Here is an 18,689-nt window from a genome sequence, read left to right as displayed (position 1 = left end):
ATAGTAGATCTTGCTGAATCGCCCGTTAACGCAGGGATTTTGTCACTGCGTCTTTTGTGCAACGCAGAGACGGCCTCCCGGGTTCCTTTGGAGGCTCAGGCCGCCTTGCCGGAGCCGGTGAACTGGCCGTGCGGGCGGTAATGGACGAGATAGGTCGGCAGGATCGAATCAAGCGTAACCGGGGTGATTCCCATTGCCTCGAGCGTGCGCCCCTCGGCCTTGGCGGCCTCGGAGACGACGTTATCCTTCTTCAGGAGCTTGACCTGGTCGCTGGTAAGTGCGGGCTTCACGAACGGGATCAGCGAAGAGAGGCTGCCGATCAGAGACGCGATGCCGAAGGGCAGAGGCAGGAAGAGGCGCTTGCGGTCGACCACGGCGAGCATGGTCTCCATGCATTCGCGGAAGCTCAGCACGTCGCGGCCGCCGAGTTCATAGGTCTTGCCGCCGGCGAGCTTGCCGTCGACGGAGCGGGCGACAGCCTCGGCCACATCCTCGACATGCACCGGCTGGAATTTCGTCTTGCCGCCGCCGACGAGCGGAAGCACGGGCAGCATCTTGGCCATGGCGGCGAACTTGTTGAAGAAGCCGTCTTCCGGCCCGAAGATGATCGACGGGCGCAGGATCACGGCATCCGGAACGATCGCCTTCACGGCGGCCTCGGCGCGGCCCTTTGAGGCGGCGTAGAGCGATTCAGACTTGGCATCGGCGCCGATGGCCGAGATATGGGTAAGCTTGGCGCCGACCGAGCGGGCGGCTTCGGCCACGGCACGGGCGCCAAAATCCTGCACGGCATCGAAATTGTTGCGGCCGCTTTCGAACAGGATACCGACGCAATTGACGACATGGTCTGCACCCTGCACGGCCTTGTCTACCGACGCACGATAGCGCAGGTTGGCCTGGACGAAGGAGATCTGCCCGACATTGCCGAGCGGCTGCAGGAAGAAGGCGAGATCGGGACGGCGCACTGCGACGCGGATACGGTAACCGCGCTTGGCCAGAGCCCTGACCACATGGCGCCCGACGAAGCCCGAGCCACCAAACACGGTGACGAGCGGCGGAAGGTTGGACAAGGTCATGATGGGCTCCCTAGAATAGGCGTGCGCAGAATGCGCTGAAGATCTAGCAGTCTTTAGCCGAATCGCCGGTCAAGCGGAAGGGCCGTCGGCGGTCGCGACCCTTCGAAAAAGGTCGAAGCTCAGATGCCTTCGACGACCACCATTTCCGCGTCGGCCACTTCCTGGCGGATCTTGGCGGCGATCTGGTATTCGGGCGAGTTGTAGCAGTCCACAGCGGCCTGGTGAGACGGGAACTCGATCACCACGTTGCGGGCACGCGCCTTGCCTTCGAGCTCGGTGAACTCGCCGCCCCGGGCGAGGAAATTGGCGCCGTGTTTCTCGAATGCCAGCTTCGCGGCAGAGACGTAATCCTTGTAGCGTTCAGCGTCACGAATATCGACGCGCGCGATCCAGTAGCCCTTGGCCATAGCTTCTATCCATCTGTGACTGGTTGTGGTGGTTTAATTCCGGAAATTTCGCCCCCGGTCAAGCATTTCGGACCGTAGTTTCGGCCGCTGGTCCCGCCTGGTTAACAGGCTTGTTCTCGGGCGCCTCGCGAAAGTGGGATGGTTGTCGCGGGGACAGGGGTGGCCGGCGCGTCAGAGCGCCGAAGCCATCTCTGCAAGGATCGCCTGGGCCGCAGCCTTCGGGTCGGCCGCCTTGACGATCGGGCGGGCGACCACGAGGTGGCTGGAGCCGGCCTTCAGCGCGTCCGCGGGCGTCATGACCCGTTTCTGGTCGCCCTTGTCCGCGCCGAGCGGGCGAATGCCCGGGGTGACGAGCGCCATGTCGGGACCGATCACCTTGCGCACCGCGTTCGCTTCCTCGGCCGAGCAGACGATGCCGCCCATACCGGCGATGCGCGCCTGCTCGGCGCGCTTCAAGACGAGGGTGTGCGGGTCGTATTCGTAGCCGGCATCGACCAGATCCTGCTCGTCCATGGACGTCAGCACCGTGACGCCGAGCAGGCAGAGGTCGGAACCTTTCGCCGCAGCGACCGCGGCGCGCATGGCCTTCGGATAAGCGTGCAGCGTCAGCATCGACATGCCCATCTTCGCGATGTTCTCCACCGCGGATGCCACCGTGTTGTCGATGTCGAGCAATTTCATGTCGAGGAAGATCTTCCGGCCGGACTGGGCGAGTTCGCGGGCGAATTCCAGGCCTCCGGCAAAGGCCAGCTGGTAGCCGATCTTGTAGAACAGGATCTCGTTTCCGAGCGTGTCGACGATCTTTTCCGCTTCCCGGACGGTCGGTACGTCCAGGCCGACGATCAGGCGGTCTCTTGGCGTCATTGTTGCATCCCCTTCCAGTCTTCGATGGGCGTCCAGTCGCATGCGACGCGCCGATCCGCAAGAGTGAAGGCATAGAGATTGCCGCCACCGGCCGGCTGGTCTTGGCTGCGCGCGATGGTCCGGCCCTCGATATGGCACTTGAGCAGCGTGCCCACCCCGCCATGCCCGACGAAGGCAATCGGCTGGCGCGGGTCGTGGTCGGCAAGCACTGCCTCGACCGCTGCGACGATGCGGGCTTGTGCATCGATCGCCCTTTCCCAGCCGTGAAAGCTGCCGTCGGGATGGGCGAAGAACCAGTCTGCCGCCTTTTCGAATTCCGTGGGCGTGAGGAATCCGGTGGCAGATCGGTCGTTCTCGTGCATGGCCTCGACGATTTCGTAGGAAATGCCTGCGGCTCGCGCGAGAATGTCCGCCGTTTCCATCGCCTTGGTCTCGCCGCTCGAAACGATGCGCTTCAGCGACCCGGCCCAGGGACGCGATGCCGCCAGGCGGGCGCGTGCGGTGCCGATCTCGGACAGCCCCCACTGCGGCACGGGAACGTCGGGGTCGATCCTGACCTGCGGGTGGGTGATGTAGAGACCGAACATCGGGCGCCGTCAGTTGCGGCGATAGACCCAGAGCTGCGCCGGCGGGATGTTGCGCACGACGAAGTCGTAATGCTGGATGTGATAGCTCGACGGTTTGGCAAGGATCGGCGAGACGGGTCCGTAGGAGATCTGCATCACCGGGCGTCCCGGCGGAATGTGATCGAGAAGCGTTTCGAGAAGCGCGATCCGGTCCGCCATCGGGAAGTTGAGGAGCGGCACCGCGGAGATGACGCAGTCGAATTTCTGGTCGGCGCGTTCGCCGAGCGTCTTTTTCAGGTCGAAGGCGTCGCCGTGAACGAAGTTCACGCCCGGAAAGGCCTGGACCAGATGTTCGTAGAAGTCTTCGGAATACTCGATCGAGACGAGATCCTTCGGCTTAACTCCGCGCTCGAGGATCGCCTTGGTGATGACACCGGTGCCTGGGCCGAGCTCGAGAACCGGAAGACCTGAATGGGGATTGGCGACGCTCGCCATGCGCCTAGCCGTGATGGAAGAGGTCGGGGCGATAGCGCCGACGGTCTTGGGGCCTTGCATCATGCCCTTGAAGAAGCGGATTTCGTCGTCGAACTTCTTCTCGAACCGTTCCTTCAAGCGTCGCACCATGGCCCAATCCCTCACTCTAGCCCCGAAGCGCGTGTCATCCGCGCTTCATGAATGTTGTTCGGGTTTGCCGCAAAAACAAGGCACAATGCCGCAAGCGGCAAGATTGCCTGTGCGTTTTTAGTCTTAGACCCGCATCGGCATCAGGACATAAAGCGCATCGTCGCCCGCCGTGTCGCGGATCAGGGTCGGAGAACCCGCATCCGCAAGCAGGAAGATGGCGTCGTCGCCCGAGAGCTGGGCGGTGATGTCCAGCAGGTACTTGGCGTTGAAGCCGATCTCCATTGGATCGCTTTCGTAGCCGACGGCCACTTCTTCCGTCGCGCTGCCCGAATCCGGGTTGTTGACGGTCAGCATCAGGTGGCCGTCCGTCAATGCCAGCTTCACGGCGCGGCCACGCTCTGAGGAAATCGTCGAGACGCGGTCGACGGCCTGGGCAAACGATTGGCAGTCGACGCGCATTTCCTTGTCGTTGGCAGCCGGAATGACGCGCTGATAGTCCGGGAACGTGCCGTCGATCAGCTTGGAGGTCATGACGATCTCGCCGATGGTGAGCCGGATCTTGGCATCCGAAACCTCGACCGTGACGATGAGCTCGGGATTGTCGACCAGCTTCTGCAGTTCGCCGACCGTCTTGCGCGGAATGATGATGCCCGGCATGCCTTCCGAACCGGACGGGGCCTCGACGTCGGCACGCGCCAGGCGATGGCCGTCGGTCGCGACCGCGCGCAGCTTGAGCGCGCCGCCGGCCTCGATCGTGTGCAGGAAGATGCCGTTGAGGTAGTAGCGGGTCTCCTCGGTCGAGATCGCGAACTGGGTGCGATCGATCAGCATCTTGAGATCCGATGCCTTCAGCTTGAAGGAGTGTGTGAAGTTGCCGGCGGTGAGATCCGGGAAGTCCGTTTCCGGAAGGCACTGCAGCGAGAACTTCGAACGGCCGGACGTCACCGTCATCGACGAGCCGTCCGGAGTGGTGGCGAGCGCCACTTCCGAGCCGTCGGACAGCTTGCGGACGATTTCGTAAAGAAGATGGGCGGGAACGGTGGTCGCGCCGGCCTGCTCGACCATCGCCGGGGTCGCCTCGGTGATTTCGAGGTCCAGGTCCGTCGCCTTCATGGCGAGGCTCGCGCCTTCGGCTCTCAGCAGCACGTTCGACAGGATCGGGATCGTGTTGCGCCGCTCGACCACGCGATGCACGTGGTTCAGCGATTTGAGAAGGTTGGACCGTTCAAGAGTAATACGCATGGACGCTACCGCTTTCGACCTGTCGCGGCCCGGGTGTCGGGCCGCACTGCTCCTCCCGGCCACAGGAAAGGGCCGGACAATGTGGACGGGCAAAATGGCAGGAATTGCGCATGAATTGCAAGAGCTAGCTGCGACCGCTCCGCACCAAATTGGTGCAATGGCTAACGCGGCGACCCGGAGCCCCGCTCTTGCCCAATCGCCGGGGCTGGACGATAAGGGGACCGAAGACGAACAGACGGGGCGAGGCCAGGGTGACGGAAGACAGAGAGGAGGCCGGACAGTCCCGGCGGACCTATCGGCTGAACGATACGGCGGTCGAGGCCCGCCCGCTCGAGCCCGCGCTTTACCTTGTCGCAACCCCGATTGGCAATCTCGGTGACATCACGCTGCGTGCGTTGGAAACGCTGGCCGGCGCGGACGTCCTGGCCTGCGAGGACACTCGGGTCACGCGCGTCCTGTTGGATCGCTACGGCATCCAGAACAAGCCCTATGCCTATCACGAGCACAATGCCAACGAGGCCGGTCCGCGCCTCATCGCTGCGCTCGGCGCCGGCAAGTCGGTGGCCCTCGTGTCGGATGCCGGGACGCCGCTGGTCTCCGATCCCGGCTATCGTCTCGGGCAGCAGGCGATCGAGGCCGGCTATCGCGTCGTGCCGATCCCCGGCGCGTCTGCGCCGCTTGCCGCTCTCGTCGGCTCCGGATTGCCGAACGACGCCTTTCTGTTCGCCGGCTTCCTGCCCACCAAGGACAAGGCCAGGCGCGAACGCCTGTCGGTCTTCAGGGATGTTCCGGCAACGCTCATCTTTTTCGAGAGCCCGCACCGGATCGGCGACACGCTCGCCGCCGCCGTCGATGAGTTGGGAGCCGATCGCCAGGCTTCCGTCTGCCGGGAACTGACCAAGACCTTCGAGGAGTTCCGCCGCGGCAGTCTCGGCGATCTTGCGGAACGTTATGCCGATCTTGCGGTCAAGGGAGAAGTGGTGCTGGTCGTCGGGCCACCGTTGGAAAAGCCGGCCCCGGAGGCGGGTGAGATCGACCGCCTGCTCGGCGAACTGGCGGTCGGGCTGCCGACCGCGAAGGCGGCGACCGAGGCGGCCCGGATCACCGGACTGCCGCGCAAGGATCTCTATCAGCGGCTCCTCGAACTCAAGGGTGGGGGATGAGCAGGTTCGCCACGCCCGACAAGCGAAAGCGAGCCGAACGTCGGGGACGTTGGTCGGAATGGGGTGCGGCACTTTTCCTGATGGCCAAGGGCTATCGCATCCTCGCCATGCGCTACCGCGTCAGGGCAGGTGAGATCGACATCATTGCCCGCCGTGGCGAACTGGTTGCCTTCGTCGAGGTCAAGGCTCGGGGAAATGCGATGGCCGCTGTCGATGCGGTTACCTTTGCCAGTCAGCTCCGGATTCGTGCGGCGAGTGACTATTGGCTTGCCCGCCAGCCGGATGTAGCGCGGCTGTTGCTACGATACGATATCGTTGCCGTCATGCCCTGGAAGATGCCCCGCCATTTCGAAGGTGCGTTTTAATTTCGTTTCGCTTTCGTATTTGCGACTCTTGTAATTGAAATGACATAAAACGTTTAATTCCGCGTCACAGATCGCGACTAAGCCACTCCTCACCCCAACACTGGCGGAGAGGATCTATCCATGTTCAAGAAGCTTTCACTGGCCGCTCTGGCCCTGGCGATGACCGCATCGACGACGCTTGCCGCAACCAATATCACCTGGTGGCACGGCATGGGCGGCCGCAACGGCGAAGTCATCAATGAAGTGGCGCAGAAGTTCAACGCCGCGCAGTCCGAATGCGCCATCACCCCGGTGTCCAAGGGTACGTACGAAGAGGCCCTCTCGGCCGGCATCGCTGCCTTCCGTTCGGGCGAGCAGCCGAACATCCTGCAGGTCTTTGACGCCGGTGCCGCCACCATCATCAACGCCAAGGGCGCTGCCGTTTCGGCCGAAGACCTAATCAAGGACGCCGGCTTCGAATTCAACCGCGACGACTTCATTGAAGGTGTCCGTTACTTCTACGCCGACTCCACCGGCAAGTTCGTCGGCATGCCGTTCAACTCCTCGGCTCCGATCATGTATGTCAACACCGACGCCCTGAAGAAGGCCGGTGTCGAAGCCCCGAAGACCTGGGAAGAGTTCGAAGCCATCGCTCCGAAGCTGAAGGAAGCCGGCTTCATCCCGCTCGTCCAGTCGCAGCTGACTTGGCAGTTCACCGAGAACTTCTTCTCGCGCCATAACCTTCAGTTCGCCTCGAACAACAACGGTTACGACAGCGTCGTCGACACGACGATCAACGTCACCGATCCGAACCACGTCATGATGTATGAGAAGCTGAAGGCCTGGTACGACCAGGGCCTGTTCGGCTACTATGGCGCCGGCTGGAACGACAACCAGAAGCCGTTCGAAGAAGGCAAGGTCGCGCTCTGGATCGGCTCGTCCGGCTCGTTCGGCGGTCTGCAGAAGACGGCGACCATGCCCTTCTCGGCCACCTTCCTGCCCTACTGGAAGTCGGTCATTCCGGAAGGCGTCCACACCTTCATCGGCGGCGCGGCTCTCTTCGCCATGGCTGGCAAGCCGGAAGCCGAGAACAAGTGCACGGCCTCCTTCTTCCACTTCCTCACCTCGCCGGAAGTCCAGAAGTTCTACCACCAGGCCACCGGCTACGTCGCCATCACCAAGGCTGCCTACGAGCTGTCCAAGTCGGAAGGCTACTACAACGAGAAGCCGGCCGCCGAAGTCGGCATCCAGCAGCTTTCGCTGCCGGGCGCTGAATGGGACAAGGGCTACCGCATGGGCTTCTACCCGCAGATCCGTTCTGTAATGGAACGCGAATACAACCGCATCTTCGCCGGCGAAACCACGCCGAAGGAAGCCATGGAAACCATCAAGAAGGAAGCCGACGAACTGCTCGCCCGCTTCGCCAAGACGGCCGGCTGATCTTTCTCTTCCGATGCATTGAGTTCCCGGGAGCTTCAAGCTCCCGGGATTTTCCGTGAAGGCACCCCAATGAAGCGCGTCCAGTTTTCCTCGCGATATCTCCCTTATCTGCTGCTTCTGCCGCAGTTCGTGATCATATCGATCTTCTTCTACTGGCCGTCCGCCCAGGCGATCCACTCGTCCTTCTTCATCGAGGATCCGTTCGGCTTCGGTTCCGCCTTCGTCGGCCTCGCAAACTACACGGATGCGCTCGCTTCTGCGGAATACCTGAAGATCGCCCGCTTCACGGTCGCCTACAGCCTGATCGTCACCTTCCTGACGCTCTCGATCGGCCTGCTGCTCGCCTTGAAGGCGGATGCCGTGATCCGTGGCAAGTCGACCTACAAGACGCTTCTGATCGTCGTCTATGCGATCGCCCCGCCGGTCGCCGGCCTGATCGGCATGATGTTCTTCGACCAGCATATCGGCCCCTTCGTCCACTTTGTCGCTCTTTTCGGATGGGACATGAAGGTCGGGATCAACTACTTCGACACCGCCTTCGCCATGGTCGCGGTCGCTGTCTGGAACCAGATCCCTTACAATTTCATCTTCTTCCTGTCCGGGCTGCAGGGCATTCCCGCCTCAGTGCGCGAGGCGGCCGCGATCGACTGCAAGTCGGGCACCCGAAGGTTCTGGACGGTGATCCTGCCGCTGCTGACCCCGACGGCCTTCTTCCTGCTGATCATCAACATGACCTATTCGCTCTTCGACACCTTTGGCGTCATCGACGTCATCGTGAAGGATAAAGCGGCGAACAACCCGATCACGCTGGTCTACAAGGTCTATCTCGACGGCTTCCGCGGCAACGATCTCGGCTCGTCCTCGGCGCAGTCGGTCATCCTGATGGTCATCGTGCTGGTGCTGACCCTCATCCAGTTTCGCTTCATCGAACGTCGCGTTCATTACGGCTGAGGAGCGGCAGAATGTACCGAACAAAGTTCTTAGACCATCTGATCCTGATCGCCGGCGTGGTGCTGATGCTCGGCCCGCTGGTGGTCGCCTTCACCACCTCGACCCACACTGCGGCCGACATCCATTCCAAGGGCCTCATGCTCTCGCTCGGCGGTCATTTCGAGGAAACCTACGGAAACGTCCTGTTCCGCAAGGGCGGGTTCACCGGCGAGGTGACCGGCCTCACCATGGCGATGAACTCGCTGGTTCTCGGCCTCGGTTTCGCCATCGGCAAGATCGTGCTGTCGATGATGGCCGCCTATGCGATCGTCTATTTCCGCTTCCGCTTCGCAACGCTGGCCTTCTGGCTGATCTTCACGACGCTGCTTTTGCCGCTCGAAGTGCGCATCATGCCGTCCTACAAGGTGATGAGCGATCTCGGCCTGCTGAACAGCTATACCGGCCTCGTCCTGCCGCTCTTGGCGTCCGCGACCGGAACCTTCTTCTTCCGCCAGTTCTTCAAGTCCGTGCCCGACGAACTGCTGGAGGCCGCCCGCATCGATGGCGCAGGCCCGGTAAAATTCTTCATCGACGTCCTGGTGCCCCTGTCGCGCACCATGATCGCTGCCGTCTTCATCATCATGTTCGTCTATGGCTGGAACCAGTATCTCTGGCCGATGCTGATGACCACCGACGAAAGTTTCTACACCTTGATGCGCGGCATCAAGCAGATCCTCCAGGTCTGGATCGGCTCGCAGATCCCCGACTACAACGAAGCCTTCGCCATGGCTGTTCTCGCCATGCTGCCGCCGGTCGTCGTCGTGGTGATCTTCCAGAGCTGGTTCATCAAGGGCCTCACTGAAAGCGACAAGTGAGAAAGGTACTTCCATGGCTTCCATCATCATCGACCAGGTTTCGAAGATCTACGACGGTGGCGTGCATGCCGTGAAAGGCGTCGACATCGAGATCGGCGACGGAGAATTCATCGTGCTAGTCGGTCCGTCCGGCTGCGGCAAGTCGACCCTGCTGCGCATGGTGGCGGGTCTGGAGAGCATTTCGAAGGGCACCGTCTCGATCGGTGACCGGGTCGTCAACGAGATCGAGCCCGCCGACCGCGACATCGCAATGGTGTTCCAGAACTATGCGCTCTATCCGCACATGAGCGTCTTCGACAATCTCGCCTACGGTCTGCGTAACCGCAAGACGCCGAAGGCGGAGATCGAGGCGAGGGTGGCCGAAGCCGCCCGCATGCTGGAGATCGAGCCCTATCTCCAGCGCAAGCCGAAGGCGCTTTCCGGCGGCCAGCGCCAGCGCGTCGCCATGGGCCGCGCCATCGTCCGCAAGCCCGCCGTCTTCCTTTTCGACGAGCCGCTCTCCAATCTTGATGCCAAGTTGCGCGTGACGATGCGCGGCGAGATCCGCAAGCTCCAGCGCCGGCTTTCGACGACGGCAATCTACGTCACCCACGACCAGTTGGAGGCGATGACGCTGGCCGACCGCCTCGTGGTGCTGAACGGCGGGGCAATCGAGCAGATCGGCACCCCGCTCGAGGTCTATCATCGTCCGGCCTCGACCTTCGTCGCGAGCTTCATCGGCTCGCCGGCGATGAACCTTCTCGACGGCACGGTCGCCGGCGACCGGCTGGTGATCGGTGACCTCTCGATCGCTTTCGATCGGTCCGGCCATGCCGAAAGTCCGGTCACCATCGGCGTGCGCGGCGAGGACATCGCACTTGCGGACGAGGGGCAGGATGGACTGCCGTTCATCGTCGACTATGTCGAGGAGCTCGGCGCGCACCGTCTCGTGCACGGTCATCTCGCAGGGCAGCCCTTGACCGCCGTGCTGCCGCTCGATGCGACGATCACCGATGAACTGAGGCTCACCGTCCAGCCGGATCGGCTGCATTTCTTCTCGAAGGAGACCGGCCGCCGGATCGACGCGCCGTCCGCTGTGGCCGCATCTGCGCCCGTCGCATCGTCTGCGCACGAAACCTCTTTTGCCTGAGGTTCCGGACGCGGCATGTCGCGTCGGACAAGCCTTGCCGATCGCGAAAATTTTAGCGATCGGCCAAAGTGTAACGTAACGGGCTTTTGCTACCCTTCCGGAAGTTGAACGGATTAGGGAAGGCAAATGCCCTTGAAACTCTTGCTCGTCGGCATGGCCGGAGCCCTCCTTGCATCGCCGCGAAACGGCAAGACCGGCGAGAACCCGCCTGTGGTCTCCGCTAACAGCGGTCATCTGGCGCTGAAGCCTGCGCCGATCAATCCGGAATGGATCATTCGCGGAACGCCGCTCGCCCGTGTCGGCGACCATTCGACGAGCACGGACGAGGCGAGCTCGACGGCCGTGTGGGACTGCACCGCCGGGGAATTCCGCTGGTATTTCGGCTGGGACGAGACGGTGGTCATCCAGGAGGGGGAGGTCCATGTGACGGCGGAAGACGGTTCCGAGCGCATCCTGAGGTCCGGGGACATCGCCTACTTCCGTGGCGGCACCTGGGCGACCTGGCGCGTCGACAACTATGTCCGCAAGATCGCCTTCCTGCGCAAGCCGTTCCCCGAGCCGCTGGCCACGCTCTATCGCCTCCGCAACGCCCTGCGCTCGCCCTCCGCAAAGGGTCTCTTCGGCTGAGGGGGCCTTGATCCTCGATCAGCAAAATTGACCCTGGCCGGCGTTGCCTTTCCGAGGGAGGCAGCCTAAATCTCGTGTGCTTTCAACGAGGGGCAGGCCATGGCGAAGATCACCAATGTAGCGGTCCAGATGGACCACGTTTCCAGCATCAACATTGCCGGCGATTCCACTTTTGCCATGAGCCTCGAAGCCCAGGCGCGCGGATACCGGTTGTTTCACTACACGCCGAACCAGCTCGGCATGCGCGACGGCCGCGTCTTCGCGGTCGCCCAGCCGATGGAGCTGCGCGACGTCAAGGGCGATCACTACACGCTCGGCGAGCCCGAGCGCATCGACCTTGCCACGATGGATGTCGTCCTGCTGCGCCAGGATCCGCCCTTCGACATGGCCTATATAACCTCGACCCACCTGCTCGAGCGCGTCCATCCGAAGACCCTGGTGGTCAACGATCCGGCCTGGGTCCGCAATTCGCCGGAGAAGATCTTCGTCACCGAATTCGCGGACCTGATGCCGCAGACGCTGATCACCCGCGATCCCGCCGAGATTGCCCGTTTCCGCGACGAGATGGGCGACATCATCCTGAAGCCGCTCTACGGCAATGGCGGCGCTGGGGTCTTCCACTCGGCCCGCGACGACCGCAACTTCACCTCGCTGATCGAGATGTTCCACCAGATGTTCCGCGAACCCTTCATCGCCCAGGCCTACCTGCCGGCGGTCCGCAAGGGCGACAAGCGCATCATCCTTGTCGACGGTGAACCGGTCGGCGCGATCAACCGCGTTCCGGCGGAAACCGACAGCCGCTCCAACATGCATGTCGGCGGCCGCGCCGAACCGACCGAACTCACCGCGCGCGAAAAGGAGATCTGCTCGCGCATCGGCCCGGCGCTGAAGGAACGTGGCTTCCTCCTGGTCGGCATCGACGTGATCGGCGACTACATGACCGAAATCAACGTGACGTCGCCGACCGGCATCCGCGAGGTCAAGAAATTCGGCGGCGCGGACATCGCATCCCTGCTTTGGGACGCGATCGAACGCAAGCGCGCCTGAACTGCGGTCCGCCCGGGTGGCGGACCGGCTTTGTTCTCGTCTTGCAACCGCATACAACTCGTCATCGCGCGATACGCGAATTTGTTCCTTTAATGTTCTTGTTTTCTGTTGCTCTCTGTGCCAGATTGCAATCGATAGCCCGTGCAAGATGTAGTTGCGCGGACGGCGATCTGGCTTTCTCGGGGGCGGGCGATGGTAGCGCGTGTCAGTACAGTCGCATTCCAGGGCATTGAAGGGGTTCCGGTCGACGTCCAGGTGATGGTCGCGCCGGGTAAGCTCGGCATGCAGATCGTCGGCCTGCCCGATAAGGCGGTGGCGGAAAGCCGTGAACGGGTCCAGGCCGCGCTGCACGCCTCGGGTCTGGCTCTGCCGCCGAAGCGGGTGACGGTCAATCTGGCCCCTGCGGACCTTCCCAAGGAAGGCTCCCATTTCGACCTGCCGATCGCCCTCGGCCTGATGGCCGCTCTCGGCGCCATCCCGGGCGATGCGCTGGCCGGCTATGTCGTTATCGGCGAGCTCAATCTTGACGGAACGATAGCGCCGATCACCGGCGCACTTCCGGCGGCGATCGGCGCCAATGCGCTCGGAAAGGGCCTGATCTGCCCCCTGGATTGCGGAGCCGAGGCGGCGTGGGCCGGCGCCGACATCGACATTCTGGCCCCCCGCAGCCTGATCGCGCTCGCCAACCATTTCCGCGGTACCCAGGTTCTCACCAGGCCGGAGCCGGCGATCCGCGCGCTGCCGGCCAACATGCCGGATCTCGCCGACATCAAGGGGCAGGAAAGCGCCAAACGCGCGCTGGAGGTCGCGGCCGCCGGCGGGCACAACCTTGCCATGGTCGGGCCGCCGGGCTCGGGCAAGTCGATGCTGGCTGCGCGTCTCCCGTCGATCCTGCCGCCGCTTTCGGCCGCGGAACTGCTCGAAGTGTCGATGATCCACTCGATTGCCGGCCAACTGTCCGGCGGCAAGCTTTCCGACCGCCGGCCGTTCCGTACGCCGCATCACTCGGCGACCATGGCAGTCCTTGTCGGCGGAGGCTTACGCGCCCGGCCGGGCGAGGCCTCGCTTGCCCATCACGGCGTGCTCTTTCTCGACGAACTGCCCGAATTCGCGCCGCCCGTCCTCGATGCGCTGCGCCAGCCGCTCGAAAGTGGGGAATGCATCATCGCCCGCGCCAACCATCGCGTGACTTATCCCGCGGAGTTCCAGCTTGTCGCAGCGATGAACCCCTGCCGCTGCGGCATGGCGGGAGAGCCGGGTCATGTCTGCGCGCGCGGTCCGCGGTGCGTCACGGACTACCAGTCGCGCATTTCGGGCCCGCTGATGGACCGCATCGATATCCGCATCGACGTGCCGGCGGTCCAGGCGACCGATCTCATCCGTCCCATGGCGGCGGAAACGAGTGCGGCGGTGGCGAAACGCGTGGCCCTTGCCCGCGCGTTGCAGTGCGATCGCTTCGCGGCGGCGGGTGTCACCGGCGTGACGACCAATGCGCGCTGCTCGACGGCGCTGATCGAGAAGATTGCCGAGCCGGACGCGGCCGGCCTCCAGCTGTTGCGGGATGCCGCCGAGAAGTTCCGGTTTTCCGCCCGCGGTTATCATCGGGTGCTGAAGGTGGCGCGTACGCTCGCCGATCTTGACGGTGCGGCCCTGCTCGGCCGTATCCATCTGGCGGAGGCGATCTCCTATCGCATCGCCACGGATCGGCTGTCCGCGGCCGCGTGAAGGCTTGGGCTCTCGCTGCGCGCACTTTCGCATGACGTAGCGCCTGCCATGTGTGGTTGGAGCGAACCGGGGCGGACGAGGAAACGAGTGACCGTGTATGGGCCGGCAATGGCCGTGGCTCTCGCGTTGGCGCGAGGCTCCGCTCGACCCTTGGCGACAATAGGCACGGCCGGCGCGGATCGGCTGGGGCGGCGCAGCTGAGGGAGACGAAAAAGGGGCGCTCTTGGCGCCCCTCGATGGTTCTGTCGAAGCCGGGCGGTTTGTTACTCGCCGAGGCCGGCGAAGAGTGCCGTCGACAGGTAACGTTCGGCGAAGGACGGAATGATCACCACGATGGTCTTGCCGGCGTTTTCCTCGCGCTGGCCGACCTTGATCGCCGCCGCCAGCGCAGCGCCGGACGAAATGCCGACCGGCACGCCCTCGACGCGGGCGACGAGCCGGGCGTTCTCGAATGCCTCGTCATTGGTGACGGTGACGATTTCGTCATAGATCGTCGTGTCGAGGATCTTCGGGGCAAAGCCTGCGCCGATGCCCTGGATCTTGTGCGGGCCGGGATTGCCGCCGGAAAGTACCGGGCTGTCGGCCGGCTCCACCGCGATCACCTTGACCGAAGGCTTCTTGGCCTTCAGCACCTGGCCGGTGCCGGTGATCGTGCCGCCGGTGCCGATGCCGGACACCAGGATGTCGACGCCGCCGTCGGTGTCGTTCCAGATTTCCTCCGCCGTGGTCTTGCGGTGGATCTCCGGGTTGGCCGGGTTTTCGAACTGCTGCGGGATGACGGCGTCGGGCAGGGTGGCTGCCAGTTCCTCGGCCTTGGCGATCGCGCCCTTCATGCCCTTCGGCCCTTCGGTCAGCACCAGTTCGGCGCCGAACAGCGCCAGCATCTTGCGCCGCTCGATCGACATTGTTTCCGGCATGGTGAGGATCAGCCTGTAACCCTTGGCCGCAGCCGCGAACGCCAGCGCGATGCCGGTATTGCCCGACGTCGGTTCGATCAGCGTCGTCTTGCCGGGAGCGATCTTGCCCTGGGCTTCCAGGCTCTCGATCATCGCGACGCCGATGCGGTCCTTGACCGAGGCGATCGGATTGAAGAACTCCAGCTTGGCGAGCAGGTTGGCCTTGACGCCCTTTTCCTTCGCCAGCTTGTCGAGGCGCACGATGGGCGTATCGCCGATCGTCTCGGTGATCGAGGCATAGACGCGACCGCGGCCCGGTTTCTTCGTTTCCGACATTGTGTTTCTCCCTTTGCTGGATGCGTGGCGGCACCATAGGACCAAACCCGGATGCTCGCCAGAACCCTTTGACCAGGCTTCGCCGTCTGCTTGGAAAAAAGATGGCGGCGAGTGCCGCACCGGGCGAAACTTCTTTCAGGCTTCCTGTTCGGGCCTCACGTTCAGGCGCGGGCCGCGATATAAGCCGCCGTCCCGGCGAGCACGCTTGCCGCCGAGCGGTTGAGCAGCTTGAGCGACGCCGGCTTCTTGAGCAGCGCGCGGGCCTGTGACGCCAGCAGGATATAGGGGATGAGCACGGACATCAGGACCACGAAGGTTAAGCCCGCAAGGGCTGCATAATCGCGCATGGTGATCTCTTCGAGCGGGATCAGCGTGGGAACCAGTGCCACGTAGAAAAGCATGGTCTTCGGGTTACCGAGCGTGACCAGCAGGCCGGAGAGGAAGGAGAGCCCGATCTTCGTGTCCCGCTGCGCCTCGATATTCTGCGGCAACAGGCCGGCGGTCCAGAGCTTGAAGGCGATGTAGAGCAGGTAGAGGGCGCCCAGGAACTTGATGATGAGGAAGGGCGTGGTGAATGTCTGGGCGACGAGCGCCAGACCGAGGACCACGGCCGTCAGATAGCAGAGGTCGCCGAGGATCAGGCCGAGCCCCATGAAGAAGGTGGGGCGAAAGCCGGACCCGAGGGCGCGCGCCACGATTGCCGTCATGCCCGGGCCGGGAATGGCCGCGGCGATGAAGAGGGCGCCGCTATAGGCGAGAAGCGTGGTGGGTGTCATGCGGTCCTCCGGGCATGCGGATCATCTCATCTGAGGCCCATGACCTAATCGCCGGCGGGCGAACTTGCAATGGTGACAAGTTCCCCGTTGTCGCCGCCGGTCGCCTTTGTTTAGGTGCCGCATCAATTCGTCACCCAGGGACCTGCCATGCCTTCTTCCGCCTCGCTGATCGCCTTCGCGCTCATCTGCCTGGGAATGGTTCTGACGCCCGGCCCGAACATGATCTACCTGGTTTCGCGGTCGATCTGCCAGGGGCCGGCAGCCGGGCTCGTCTCGCTTGGCGGCGTGGCGCTCGGTTTCGTCTTCTACATGCTGATGTCGGCACTCGGCATCACCGTACTGGTGATGGCGGTGCCCTTCGCCTACGACCTGCTACGGTTTGCCGGCGCCGCCTATCTCCTGTGGCTTGCCTGGCAGGCGCTGCGTCCCGGTGGCCGCTCGCCGTTCCAGGTGCGCGACCTGCCCAAGGACAGCCCGCGCAAGCTGTTCACCATGGGACTGGTCACCAATCTCCTGAACCCCAAGGCGGCTGTCCTCTACCTGTCGCTGCTGCCGCAGTTCATCGATCCGTCGCGCGGCGTGCTCCTTCAGTCCGTCGTGCTCGGTGCGACCCAGATCGCCATCAGCGTGACCGTCAATGCGACGATCGCCGTCACCGCCGGCTCGATCGCGCTCTTCCTCGCCGGGCGTCCCTTCTGGATGACGGTCCAGCGCTGGCTGATGGGCACAGTTCTCGCGGGGCTGGCGCTGCGCATGGCGACCGAAGCCCAGCGCTGACCGAACCGGGACGCCGTCCGCGCCGCCGGCATGAATGCTCCTCAGACGACAGGCCGCATGAAGCTTCGTTCGTAGCGGAGAATGCATCGGGTCTCCTCGGCATAGGCGAACGCCGCCTGGCATTCCGCATCCGTGGCCATGCGGCTCCGGTAGATTTCGTAGTTCGCGAGCGAGGGAAAGCTGAACAGCGCGAGCGCGATGTCGTTCGCGCCCTCGTGTGGCAGGAAATAGCCGTGATGTGTCCCGCCCAGCCGGTTGACGAGGGGAATCCAGAGCCTCGCATAGTGTTCGAACTCGGCCAGCTTGTAGGGGTCGATGACGTAGCGGAGGAAGCAGGTGATCATGGGCGGTCTCCCGGTGCTGCAGGTGTTTTCAGTTGAAACGGGCTCCAGTTGAGCGTCGTCGCGATGGCGGCAAAGAGGATGGCGCCGCCGCCGATGGCCTGGGTCAGTGTGAGCACATGGCCGAAGGCGAAGAGATCGACCGCGACCGCCACCACCGGATAGAGGAAGGATAGTGTTCCGGTGAGCGCGACCGGCAGCTTCTGGATCGCGCCGTAGAGCAGTGCATACATCAGCCCGGTGTGCACGAAACCCAGCGTGACAAGGACGGACCAGGTTCCGAGGCCCGTCGGCAGCGTGTCCCAGTCGGCGAGCGGCGCCAGCATCAGAACGCCCGTCGCAACCTGGATCAGCGCGATCAGCTGGGGCGGCGTGCCGCGCAGCTTGCGCGCGGCAAGGGCGGCGAGGGCGTAGAAGAAGGCGGCTGCAAGCGAGAGAAAGATGCCGAGCAGATAGCCTCCGGCCCCGGTTGGGGAACCGATCTGCGCGCCGCCGAGCGTCATCACCGCCGTTCCGGCAAAGGCGACCGCGAGCCACGCCAGCCTGTCACGCGAGATCGGCTCGTTGAGGAAGGCGAGGCCGAGGCCGACCAGCAAGAAGGGCTGGACGTTGTAGACGATCGTGGCGACCGAGATCGAGGCGAGCGGGTAGGCGGAAAAGAGCGCCAGCCAGTTGAGCACCAGCGCCACGCCGCCGCCGACCGCCAGCATCAGTTTGCGCCGATCGAGCAGCGAGACGCGGAGATGGCCGCCGGCAAGGCAGATCGCCACAAGAGCCGGCAGCGCAAACAGGCAGCGCCAGAAGACGACGTCGACCGGCGGCTCGCCGGAGGTCACGACGAACCATCCGATCGTTCCCGAAACGACCATCGCGGCCGTCATTTCCAGTATTCCGCGTGTGTGGGGTCCCGTCATGGCGCTCTCCTTCGATGGGACACATCATAGCGCGGTCTTCCGCCGGATTGCTTCTCGATGATGAGGGGATTAGGCTTGTTTCTCTAATAATGTTTGGAGATTTGATCGTGCAGCCTAATGGAGTATCTGGCCTCGATGCCGTCGACCGCAAGATCGTCGAGGCGTTGGCCGTCGATGCCCGACTGTCCCTCAAGGAACTGGCCGCCCGGGCCGGCCTGTCATCTCCCAGTTGCTCGGAACGCCTGCGGCGGCTGGAAGAACGCGGCGTGCTCACCGGCTACAGCGCCGACGTCGAGCTCAGTTCGCTCGGCTATCCGCTCGAGGCGATCGTCAGGGTGCGTCCTCTGCCGGGCATGCTGCATGTCGTCGAGAAGATCATCCAGGAGACCCCGGAAATCACCGAGTGCGACAAGGTGACGGGCGATGACTGCTTCATCTGCCGCATGGCGGTTCGCAGCATGACCGATCTCGACCGTATCCTGGAACGGATCGTAGAGCGGGCACAGACCAACACGTCGATGATCAAGTCGACCCCGGTCAAACGACGCTTGCCGCCCTTCGTCGGCTGAGGGGAAGGTTCAAGATTCCGC

Annotated in this window: 21 protein-coding genes; 11 read left to right on the top strand and 10 right to left on the bottom strand. The window is 63.5% G+C overall.

Annotated features, from left to right (window positions below; genetic code table 11):
- Positions 1-95: 95 nt before the first annotated feature.
- From HHL25_RS13570 to dnaN, 6 genes are all read right to left on the bottom strand, one after another.
- Complete coding sequence (locus HHL25_RS13570) at positions 96-1,076, bottom strand: complex I NDUFA9 subunit family protein (protein WP_169591702.1); 981 nt, start codon at positions 1,074-1,076, stop codon at positions 96-98.
- Between the two features lie 119 nt (positions 1,077-1,195).
- Positions 1,196-1,483, bottom strand: coding sequence for a DUF1330 domain-containing protein (locus HHL25_RS13565; RefSeq protein ID WP_169591698.1), 288 nt, complete (start codon positions 1,481-1,483; stop codon positions 1,196-1,198).
- A 171-nt stretch (positions 1,484-1,654) separates the two neighbouring features.
- Positions 1,655-2,347 carry an orotidine-5'-phosphate decarboxylase gene (gene pyrF / locus HHL25_RS13560; protein ID WP_169591693.1) on the bottom strand — a complete coding sequence of 231 codons (693 nt, stop codon included), beginning with the start codon at positions 2,345-2,347 and terminating at the stop codon, positions 1,655-1,657.
- The gene (locus HHL25_RS13555; RefSeq protein WP_169591688.1) at positions 2,344-2,934 is read right to left on the bottom strand and encodes a histidine phosphatase family protein; all 591 of its coding nucleotides are present in this window, start codon (positions 2,932-2,934) and stop codon (positions 2,344-2,346) included. Before HHL25_RS13555 ends, pyrF begins: the two co-directional genes overlap by 4 nt.
- A 9-nt stretch (positions 2,935-2,943) precedes the next feature.
- A complete protein-coding gene (gene pmtA / locus HHL25_RS13550) occupies positions 2,944-3,537 on the bottom strand; it encodes a phospholipid N-methyltransferase PmtA (RefSeq protein WP_169591684.1) in 594 nt (197 codons plus the stop codon).
- 123 nt (positions 3,538-3,660) lie between these two features.
- On the bottom strand, positions 3,661-4,779 hold the full coding sequence (gene dnaN, locus HHL25_RS13545; protein WP_169591680.1) for a DNA polymerase III subunit beta: 1,119 nt from the start codon (positions 4,777-4,779) through the stop codon (positions 3,661-3,663).
- 299 nt (positions 4,780-5,078) lie between these two features.
- On the opposite strand from dnaN, the gene rsmI reads away from it, so the two are divergent.
- From rsmI to HHL25_RS13500, 9 genes are all read left to right on the top strand, one after another.
- On the top strand, positions 5,079-5,942 hold the full coding sequence (gene rsmI, locus HHL25_RS13540; protein WP_246701834.1) for a 16S rRNA (cytidine(1402)-2'-O)-methyltransferase: 864 nt from the start codon (positions 5,079-5,081) through the stop codon (positions 5,940-5,942).
- A complete protein-coding gene (locus tag HHL25_RS13535; RefSeq protein WP_169591671.1) occupies positions 5,939-6,307 on the top strand; it encodes a YraN family protein in 369 nt (122 codons plus the stop codon). The genes rsmI and HHL25_RS13535 overlap by 4 nt, the downstream gene beginning before the upstream one ends.
- Before the next feature lie 120 nt (positions 6,308-6,427).
- Complete coding sequence (locus HHL25_RS13530) at positions 6,428-7,726, top strand: extracellular solute-binding protein (protein WP_169591668.1); 1,299 nt, start codon at positions 6,428-6,430, stop codon at positions 7,724-7,726.
- Positions 7,727-7,795: 69 nt separating this feature from the next.
- Entirely contained in the window at positions 7,796-8,677 is an 882-nt protein-coding gene (locus HHL25_RS13525) for an ABC transporter permease subunit (protein WP_169591663.1), read from the top strand.
- Positions 8,678-8,688: 11 nt separating this feature from the next.
- Positions 8,689-9,531 (top strand): sn-glycerol-3-phosphate ABC transporter permease UgpE, encoded by an 843-nt coding sequence (ugpE, locus tag HHL25_RS13520; RefSeq protein WP_169591659.1) that lies wholly within the window; start codon positions 8,689-8,691, stop codon positions 9,529-9,531.
- Positions 9,532-9,544: 13 nt separating this feature from the next.
- Entirely contained in the window at positions 9,545-10,660 is a 1,116-nt protein-coding gene (locus HHL25_RS13515; protein WP_169591655.1) for a sn-glycerol-3-phosphate import ATP-binding protein UgpC, read from the top strand.
- 126 nt (positions 10,661-10,786) lie between these two features.
- Positions 10,787-11,287 (top strand): cupin domain-containing protein, encoded by a 501-nt coding sequence (locus HHL25_RS13510; RefSeq protein WP_169591651.1) that lies wholly within the window; start codon positions 10,787-10,789, stop codon positions 11,285-11,287.
- A gap of 99 nt (positions 11,288-11,386) precedes the next feature.
- The gene (gene gshB / locus HHL25_RS13505; protein ID WP_169591648.1) at positions 11,387-12,334 is read left to right on the top strand and encodes a glutathione synthase; all 948 of its coding nucleotides are present in this window, start codon (positions 11,387-11,389) and stop codon (positions 12,332-12,334) included.
- Between the two features lie 192 nt (positions 12,335-12,526).
- Complete coding sequence (locus HHL25_RS13500) at positions 12,527-14,059, top strand: YifB family Mg chelatase-like AAA ATPase (RefSeq protein WP_169591643.1); 1,533 nt, start codon at positions 12,527-12,529, stop codon at positions 14,057-14,059.
- 263 nt (positions 14,060-14,322) lie between these two features.
- On the opposite strand, the gene cysK is transcribed toward HHL25_RS13500, so the two are convergent.
- Complete coding sequence (gene cysK / locus HHL25_RS13495; RefSeq protein WP_169591638.1) at positions 14,323-15,291, bottom strand: cysteine synthase A; 969 nt, start codon at positions 15,289-15,291, stop codon at positions 14,323-14,325.
- 161 nt (positions 15,292-15,452) lie between these two features.
- A complete protein-coding gene (locus HHL25_RS13490; RefSeq protein WP_169591633.1) occupies positions 15,453-16,067 on the bottom strand; it encodes a LysE family translocator in 615 nt (204 codons plus the stop codon).
- 147 nt (positions 16,068-16,214) lie between these two features.
- Here HHL25_RS13490 and HHL25_RS13485 point away from each other — a divergent pair, with 147 nt between their 5' ends.
- Entirely contained in the window at positions 16,215-16,844 is a 630-nt protein-coding gene (locus HHL25_RS13485; protein WP_169591629.1) for a LysE family translocator, read from the top strand.
- Between the two features lie 41 nt (positions 16,845-16,885).
- On the opposite strand, the gene HHL25_RS13480 is transcribed toward HHL25_RS13485, so the two are convergent.
- Entirely contained in the window at positions 16,886-17,188 is a 303-nt protein-coding gene (locus HHL25_RS13480; RefSeq protein WP_169591624.1) for an NIPSNAP family protein, read from the bottom strand.
- Positions 17,185-18,099 (bottom strand): DMT family transporter, encoded by a 915-nt coding sequence (locus HHL25_RS13475; RefSeq protein ID WP_169591621.1) that lies wholly within the window; start codon positions 18,097-18,099, stop codon positions 17,185-17,187. The genes HHL25_RS13480 and HHL25_RS13475 overlap by 4 nt, the downstream gene beginning before the upstream one ends.
- An 89-nt stretch (positions 18,100-18,188) precedes the next feature.
- Here HHL25_RS13475 and HHL25_RS13470 point away from each other — a divergent pair, with 89 nt between their 5' ends.
- The gene (locus tag HHL25_RS13470; protein ID WP_169591617.1) at positions 18,189-18,668 is read left to right on the top strand and encodes an Lrp/AsnC family transcriptional regulator; all 480 of its coding nucleotides are present in this window, start codon (positions 18,189-18,191) and stop codon (positions 18,666-18,668) included.
- Positions 18,669-18,689: the final 21 nt, after the last annotated feature.

This window comes from Rhizobium terricola (assembly GCF_012927355.1).
GTDB lineage: Bacteria > Pseudomonadota > Alphaproteobacteria > Rhizobiales > Rhizobiaceae > Allorhizobium > Allorhizobium terricola.
The sequence above is the reverse complement of the archived record's forward strand: the minus strand, read 5'-3'. Positions and strand labels throughout refer to the sequence as shown.

Bases quoted from the DNA above. Each gene is read 5' to 3' on its own strand.
- HHL25_RS13570 (WP_169591702.1), bottom strand. From the start codon at position 1,076: ATGACCTTGTCCAACCTTCCGCCGCTCGTCACCGTGTTTGGTGGCTCG.
- HHL25_RS13565 (WP_169591698.1), bottom strand. From the start codon at position 1,483: ATGGCCAAGGGCTACTGGATCGCGCGCGTCGATATTCGTGACGCTGAA.
- pyrF (WP_169591693.1), bottom strand. From the start codon at position 2,347: ATGACGCCAAGAGACCGCCTGATCGTCGGCCTGGACGTACCGACCGTC.
- HHL25_RS13555 (WP_169591688.1), bottom strand. From the start codon at position 2,934: ATGTTCGGTCTCTACATCACCCACCCGCAGGTCAGGATCGACCCCGAC.
- pmtA (WP_169591684.1), bottom strand. From the start codon at position 3,537: ATGGTGCGACGCTTGAAGGAACGGTTCGAGAAGAAGTTCGACGACGAA.
- dnaN (WP_169591680.1), bottom strand. From the start codon at position 4,779: ATGCGTATTACTCTTGAACGGTCCAACCTTCTCAAATCGCTGAACCAC.
- HHL25_RS13535 (WP_169591671.1), top strand. From the start codon at position 5,939: ATGAGCAGGTTCGCCACGCCCGACAAGCGAAAGCGAGCCGAACGTCGG.
- HHL25_RS13530 (WP_169591668.1), top strand. From the start codon at position 6,428: ATGTTCAAGAAGCTTTCACTGGCCGCTCTGGCCCTGGCGATGACCGCA.
- HHL25_RS13525 (WP_169591663.1), top strand. From the start codon at position 7,796: ATGAAGCGCGTCCAGTTTTCCTCGCGATATCTCCCTTATCTGCTGCTT.
- ugpE (WP_169591659.1), top strand. From the start codon at position 8,689: ATGTACCGAACAAAGTTCTTAGACCATCTGATCCTGATCGCCGGCGTG.
- HHL25_RS13515 (WP_169591655.1), top strand. From the start codon at position 9,545: ATGGCTTCCATCATCATCGACCAGGTTTCGAAGATCTACGACGGTGGC.
- HHL25_RS13510 (WP_169591651.1), top strand. From the start codon at position 10,787: ATGCCCTTGAAACTCTTGCTCGTCGGCATGGCCGGAGCCCTCCTTGCA.
- gshB (WP_169591648.1), top strand. From the start codon at position 11,387: ATGGCGAAGATCACCAATGTAGCGGTCCAGATGGACCACGTTTCCAGC.
- HHL25_RS13500 (WP_169591643.1), top strand. From the start codon at position 12,527: ATGGTAGCGCGTGTCAGTACAGTCGCATTCCAGGGCATTGAAGGGGTT.
- cysK (WP_169591638.1), bottom strand. From the start codon at position 15,291: ATGTCGGAAACGAAGAAACCGGGCCGCGGTCGCGTCTATGCCTCGATC.
- HHL25_RS13490 (WP_169591633.1), bottom strand. From the start codon at position 16,067: ATGACACCCACCACGCTTCTCGCCTATAGCGGCGCCCTCTTCATCGCC.
- HHL25_RS13485 (WP_169591629.1), top strand. From the start codon at position 16,215: ATGCCTTCTTCCGCCTCGCTGATCGCCTTCGCGCTCATCTGCCTGGGA.
- HHL25_RS13480 (WP_169591624.1), bottom strand. From the start codon at position 17,188: ATGATCACCTGCTTCCTCCGCTACGTCATCGACCCCTACAAGCTGGCC.
- HHL25_RS13475 (WP_169591621.1), bottom strand. From the start codon at position 18,099: ATGACGGGACCCCACACACGCGGAATACTGGAAATGACGGCCGCGATG.
- HHL25_RS13470 (WP_169591617.1), top strand. From the start codon at position 18,189: ATGTTTGGAGATTTGATCGTGCAGCCTAATGGAGTATCTGGCCTCGAT.